The sequence below is a fragment of the Psychrobacter sp. ANT_H3 genome (genome assembly GCF_027919975.1).
GTDB classification, from domain to species: domain Bacteria; phylum Pseudomonadota; class Gammaproteobacteria; order Pseudomonadales; family Moraxellaceae; genus Psychrobacter; species Psychrobacter maritimus.
The window spans coordinates 1-6,049 of sequence record NZ_JAQISM010000002.1 but is presented as its reverse complement, the minus strand read 5'-3'; the positions used below and the strand labels follow the sequence as shown (position 1 = coordinate 6,049).

Sequence of the window (6,049 nt, the reverse complement as noted above, 5' to 3'; positions counted from 1 at the left end):
AGCAGCAGGTTTGCGCAATACGGGATGATTGCTAGAGAAGTATATTCAGATATCTAACTTATAACCTAAATACATTGACTTCCTTTAATTAACTTAAGAAGGTTGAAGAGGTATAGAGGGCAACTAATTTAGATATCTGAGCTATGCTAGTAGTTGAACATCTGTATAAGGGACTAATCTTTGTTTTTATAAAAAATTTTATGACAAATGACTCTGTATGTAGTGGCATAATAAAACACGACTGAACCGCCTCGACTTTATTGGAGGCTGTTTATTCAAGTTAAGCCATAATAGCAATATTTCTAACACCACAACCTCTAATCGTATGATGTCTTCTATTTTAGAATGACAGCCGTTACAGGTTGCGCCATGATCGCCAATAAACTGTGACAGTCGGGGCAGCTGATTTCTATTTGTGTCTTCATAAGCTCAAATATATCCGATTACTTCGGCTATCACCTCTCCTTTATTTTCTAAACATACTTTCTGATACACCACCAGAAATTAGAATAATACTATTATTTTAGCTCACTGGATTCAAACTCATAGCGATAGTACTGCGACTTTGAGGCGATACCGATGTTATAACCATATGATAATGAAACGTAAACCACATCCACTTCATTGGCTAACGCATAACTGCTGTACGCTTTTTTAGCCACATTTTTGGCAAAATCTTCATCACTGATGTTATTTTTATCCATAGGTATCTCAATCGAAAGACTTTCCGTCACTGTTTGGCTGCCATCGTTATCAGTAAAAGTATGCGTGTTTTGATGTACGCCCGCAGAGCTGATATTAGGCTCAGACAATAGCGTTGTTTGTACTGCTATCAGTTCTTTAAAAAGGCCGTTATCCATAGCCATCCCCTCATTGGTAAAAGCAGGAACGGCTGCTGATGTTAAAAATAGCAACGCAACAATAACAAGGTGACCCTTCCAAATCGGCACTATAGATTGTTTGTCAGCATTTATATTAATGACGATAGAATTTGCAGCCAGATCATGCAGCGACTGTCTGGTGCTTCTGTTAAAAAAGAACAGGTAAACAATGGCTAATATACCGCCAAATACGATCGCGGTTAGCAGATAGATTAAAGTATCAGATGGATTGTCACCAAATACAGACTGGCCGTTGAGGGCAAATGGTGTGATCAAAACAATAGCACGCAGACTGGCTTTACCCATACTTAACGGGATGCCGCTCTTATCAACCACTCTTATCTTTAGTAGTTTTTTGCCAAGAGTTTGTCCGCCAGCACGTTGGCTATTGCCAATACCAAAATACAATAGCAAGATAATGACACCAACAAGTTGCCCCCAATTGCCTAATTTCACAAATACACTTTCGAATATCAGTCCTAGTAGTAGCCCGACACATCCCAAAATGATCGCATCAACCAGTAAAGCGCCAAGGCGGCTATAAATATCTGCTAAGTATGTCTTCTCTTTTATGGTCGCCATTAATACTCTCAAATTAAAAATAAATCTGCTAGCTTAATAGAAAGGATGTTGACAAACAAGCGTAGGGTCTTTAAAAAACCATCTGATCATTTAACCCTGTTAGGCGTCGCTGTAGTGGCATAATCAACTTGGACAGTGCATAAGAGGTTTATACTACCCCAAAGAAGGAAACTAGTATGATCAACAAACGCAACCAATATACCCGAGAATTCAAACTTGAAGCCATCAGCTTAGTCACTGATCACAACCGTAGCATCCCCGACGTTTCTGATTCACTTGGCATTGGCAAATCCACCTTACAGAAATGGCTGAGTCAGTACCGTCAAGAAATGGGTGGACAAGCACCTAAAGTCGGCAATGCCTTAACCGATGAACAGCGAGAACTCCAAGAACTGCGTAAACAAGTAAAACGGCTGACTATGGAGCGCGACATCTTAAATGAGGAGGGATAAAACGAAGCACTGCTTCGTCCCGACGCAAGACGAGAGCTATGCTCGAGTGAGGCTTCAGCTCTGCTAGCCTTGGACAGTCTGAGCGATTATCGCTGATAAGTCAGCTGGCAGAGCAAGACAAACAGATGAGTAAAACTCAATTGTGTGACCTGTTTGGCATGGTTAAGAGTAGCTATTACTATGGCTTGCAGCCAAAGCCGATAAATATTGAAATGGTCAAGCTTAAAGCCTTAATACGCCAAATATTTAATGACTCAAAGCAATCAGCTGGCGCTCGCAGCATTGCTGCTATCTTGATGAATGAGCATGGCATTAAGCTGACACGTTACTTAGCTGCTAAGGTTATGAGAAGTATGGGGCTCATCAGTTGCCAGCTAAAAACACATAAATACAAGCGAGCTGACGAAGAACACCAAGCTCATGACAACATACTGAACCGTAATTTTAGCCCATCAGCGCCCAATCAGGTCTGGACGGGTGATGTCACATATATTCGTATCAAAGGCGGCTGGTTCTATCTAGCGGTTGTTTTAGGTTTATATGCCCGTCGTGTGGTGGGCTTTTCGGTGTCAGATTCCCCTGACAGCGTGTTGACAATCAAAGCGCTGCAAATGGCGTATCAGACGCGCTTAAAGCCAAGTGGCATGTTGTTTCACTCTGATCAAGGAACCCATTACACTAGCAAGAAGTTTGCTGAATCCGTGGCGAGTTGTGAGGGTATGACGCAAAGCATGAGCCGTCGCGGAAATTGTTGGGATAATGCGCCGACCGAAAGATTCTTCAGAAGCTTCAAAACTGAGTGGATGCCAAAGGGCGGTTATGAAGATATCGCTGAGGCTAAAAGCGCCATTGTTGATTATATCTGGGGCTATTATCAGTCCGTGAGACCGCATACTTTCAACGATTATTTGCCGCCAGCAGAAAAAGAGAGACGTTACTTTAATCAAAATCTCTTATCAGCTGTCCTAAATTAGTTGACCACTACACTAATAGAGGTAAAAAATGCTTTGGACAATACAACTGGCAGCTTAAAAACCAAACCAATGCGATAGGTGCTATTTACAATAATCAGCTGTTCGCTGTTGGACTTTATGATCGCAGTGTCAATAGTGAACCGCCCCGACTATGTCGGAGTCTGGTTTACTTGAGTCAGGCAGCAATGCCTGACAGGATTAAATTATCATAATACCGCTTTTCAAACTCAAAGGGTGACACATATCCAATCGTGCTATGCAGTCGTGTTTTGTTAAACCAATCGACCCATTCAAGGGTTGCCAGTTCAACATCGTTCACACCAGACCAGCTCTCTTTCAAATAATGAATGACCTCAGACTTATAAAGCCCGTTGACCGTCTCAGCCAGTGCGTTGTCATAAGAATCACCCGTAGAACAGAGGCAATCACACCGCAGTCAGCCATCTTATCTGTGTAGCGAATGGATAAATACTGAACCCCTCGATCACTGTGATGAATCACATCTTTGGGATTATTCCTATCTGCTATCGCTTGATTGAGCGCGGCCATCACCATATCGGTGTTCATGCGATTGGATACTTTCCAGCCCACAATGGCACGAGCGAACACATCAATAATAAAGGCAGTATAAACCCAGCCACTCAGTGTCTTGATATAGGTAAAATCTGCAACCCAAAGCTGATTAGGACGACGGGCATTAAAGTTACGATTGACCAAGTCATCAGCGCGCTTTTGGTCGTCACGGCTGTTGGTGGTGATCTTGCCCTTACCGCGCCAGATGCCTTGCATACCATACTGCTTCATTAAACGCTCTACGGTGCAACGAGCAACCTTTAATACGTCAGCTTTCATCTGCTGCCAGACTTTGTGAGCGCCGTAGCGGCACTTGCTATCATGCCAAATACGTTTAATCTCGCTGAGATAGTAGTCGTCATGCTGACTGCGCAGTGAACGCTTTTCAGGGCAGCACTCTAGGTCTTTAGCACGGTGATAGGTTGACGGGGCAATCGGTAGTACTCTACAAATCAGCTCGACCCCATTACTACCTCTATAGTCATCAATAAACTGAACCATTATCTGGGTGGACGGTCGAGCTCCGCCTGGGCGAAAAAAGCAGCAGCCTTACGTATAATCTCATTGGCTTGCTTGAGCTCTTTATTCTCGCGTTCAAGTGCTTTGATGCGTTCTTTGTCACTTTGCGCTTGCACTGATGCCGGAATGGTTTGATCGATGTGTTTTTTATGCCATGATCGTAGGGTTTCAGGTGTGCAGCCAATCTTAGGTGCAATTGCTTGAATAGCTGACCAGGTGGAGGGATAGTCGCTTAATGCTTCAATCAGCATGCGAACGGCGCGGTCTTTAATCTCGGGGGTGTAGTGTCGTGTTTTCATCGTTGTATTCTCTCAGAATGTTGAGTCTCCGACAATACCGGGGCGGTTCATAGTGATGTATTTCATAGCTGGGTTGAACAACTGCTGCTACCAAGCTTACCGAAAGACAGTGTAATCGTTATGGATAATGCAACCTTCCATAAGCGCAAAGACACAACTGAACTTATAGAAGATGCAGGGCACACTATTTTATGGCTGCCACCTTACAGTCCTGATTTGAATCCTATCGAGCAAATGTGGGCTTGGGTCAAACAAAAACATAAGGAATGGCGGCTAGATTGTGTTGACACACTGTTCTTTTATTTCTTATGGCTGTGTGGCGATTTATGAGTTCTTTGACTATAGTGGTGCAATTTTTTCACCACCAGTGCTTTTGGCGTCAACAAGTTGCCAGTTATAGGCTTGTAAGGCAGTTGAGGTGATAGGCTGAGTGACTGGTGCAGGAGTATTCGTGTTTGGCGTCGTTTGGCAACCTGCTGCTAATGTACCTACCGCTACCACACTTGCCATCATTATTTTAGTCATATTTTTCATATAAAACCCTTTATAGATTTATTTAAAACTCGTTGACTTCACTAACCACAAACTGACGAGAAGCTTCCCCATCTTTCATATCATACTGAATTTGGCGCATTTTACCTTTGGGGTTGGCATTGGTATCACCTTCTAAATAGAGTGGGAACTGTCTAACCAACACATTATCAACCACTTCAAATTTGTCATGACCCATGTAACCATCACTTAGTTTACTGGAGAGCTCAGGATAAGATACTTCACTCCATGACTGCCCTTTATTGCTCGAATAAGCAATGACGTTACCATACGAGCCGCTACCGACACTTTGTGTGAAAATCAGGATTTCATAGAACTCATCTCCATTAAGATCGCCCACCGCAGCATCAATAACAGGATCGTCAATGTGTCTTTCAATGACTTTTTCACCCATAGGCTGAATTTTTAAGTCATAACCACCGTTACCGTCAGGCGTGCTCACTACACGAGCAGAAAAATCCTTATAGTGAATGGATTTATTGTAGTTACCGCTTGCGTTAGAAGTCGTATTATCCGCTTTGACTGTTGTAGATGTATTAGAGTGTGAAGCAGTGTTCTTATCTAACCCCAGTTCGGGATAAGGGCTCAAAAAAAAGATAAAAAAAGAAGCCCGAAGTTGCTAAAGTGAGTTTACCAAGACAAACTTCACAACAAGGACTTCTTACATGGACAACCTAACCGAACTATACTGCCATATTGACGACTTTTATCAGCAATTCAAACCTGAGTTTGACGCTCATTTAATCGCAACGGCTAAGAGCATGCCAGATAAGTGTAGCAGAGATTATGACTGTCTTGGTACTGTTTCATCAACTGCGTTATCGACAGTTTAAGGCGTTTTACTACCATCACATGCTTGGCATGATGAAACGGGAGTTTCCAAATCTGCCGAGCTACTCGCGATTTATAGAGCTAGTGCCGCGCAGTATCATGCCACTGTGCAGCTACTTGCAAAGCATAATGGGCGACTGTACGGGTATCAGCTATATTGATTCAACCAAGATAGCAGTTTGTCATAACAAGCGAATCTACCGTCACAAAGTCTTTGAAGGACTTGCAACCCGAGGCAAAAGCAGCATGGGCTGGTTCTATGGCTTTAAGCTGCATGCCATTATCAATCATAAGGGCGAGCTTGTATCTGTTAAAGTCACTGCGGGTAATACCGATGACAGAGTGCCTGTTAAGGATATGGCAACGTCTGTGTTTGGCAAGGTGTG

5 protein-coding genes, 3 pseudogenes and 1 other annotated feature are annotated in these 6,049 nt (G+C 43.1%); of the genes and pseudogenes, 4 read left to right on the top strand and 4 right to left on the bottom strand.

Going from position 1 to position 6,049, the window contains the following annotated elements; all coding sequences use genetic code 11:
* Nucleotides 1–518: 518 nt before the first annotated feature.
* A complete protein-coding gene (locus tag PG901_RS02480; protein WP_271133389.1) occupies nt 519–1,463 on the bottom strand; it encodes an RDD family protein in 945 nt (314 codons plus the stop codon).
* A 176-nt stretch (nt 1,464–1,639) separates the two neighbouring features.
* Between PG901_RS02480 and PG901_RS02475 the strand changes: the two genes are divergently transcribed.
* Nucleotides 1,640–1,915, top strand: coding sequence for a transposase (locus tag PG901_RS02475; protein WP_271133388.1), 276 nt, complete (start codon nt 1,640–1,642; stop codon nt 1,913–1,915).
* Nucleotides 1,916–2,007: 92 nt separating this feature from the next.
* On the top strand, nt 2,008–2,889 hold the full coding sequence (locus PG901_RS02470) for an IS3 family transposase (RefSeq protein WP_333780647.1): 882 nt from the start codon (nt 2,008–2,010) through the stop codon (nt 2,887–2,889).
* 175 nt (nt 2,890–3,064) lie between these two features.
* Here the strand turns inward: PG901_RS02470 and PG901_RS02465 are convergent.
* Nucleotides 3,065–4,280, bottom strand: a pseudogene (locus PG901_RS02465) (IS3 family transposase).
* Nucleotides 3,889–4,005 (bottom strand) — a sequence feature (AL1L pseudoknot). It overlaps the preceding pseudogene by 117 nt.
* Nucleotides 4,281–4,331: 51 nt before the next feature.
* On the opposite strand from PG901_RS02465, the pseudogene PG901_RS02460 reads away from it, so the two are divergent.
* Nucleotides 4,332–4,610 (top strand): annotated as a pseudogene (locus PG901_RS02460) (transposase); the annotation flags it as partial.
* 9 nt (nt 4,611–4,619) lie between these two features.
* Here PG901_RS02460 and PG901_RS02455 read toward each other — a convergent pair.
* On the bottom strand, nt 4,620–4,814 hold the full coding sequence (locus PG901_RS02455) for a hypothetical protein (RefSeq protein ID WP_271133387.1): 195 nt from the start codon (nt 4,812–4,814) through the stop codon (nt 4,620–4,622).
* 22 nt (nt 4,815–4,836) lie between these two features.
* Nucleotides 4,837–5,421: a hypothetical protein gene (locus PG901_RS02450; protein ID WP_271133386.1), complete on the bottom strand. Its 585-nt coding sequence runs from the start codon at nt 5,419–5,421 to the stop codon at nt 4,837–4,839.
* Between the two features lie 76 nt (nt 5,422–5,497).
* On the opposite strand from PG901_RS02450, the pseudogene PG901_RS02445 reads away from it, so the two are divergent.
* Nucleotides 5,498–6,049, top strand: a pseudogene (locus PG901_RS02445) (IS982 family transposase); the annotation flags it as partial.

Excerpts from the sequence above, each read along its gene's own strand:
- PG901_RS02480 (WP_271133389.1), bottom strand. The coding sequence starts at position 1,463 with ATGGCGACCATAAAAGAGAAGACATACTTAGCAGATATTTATAGCCGC.
- PG901_RS02475 (WP_271133388.1), top strand. The coding sequence starts at position 1,640 with ATGATCAACAAACGCAACCAATATACCCGAGAATTCAAACTTGAAGCC.
- PG901_RS02455 (WP_271133387.1), bottom strand. The coding sequence starts at position 4,814 with ATGAAAAATATGACTAAAATAATGATGGCAAGTGTGGTAGCGGTAGGT.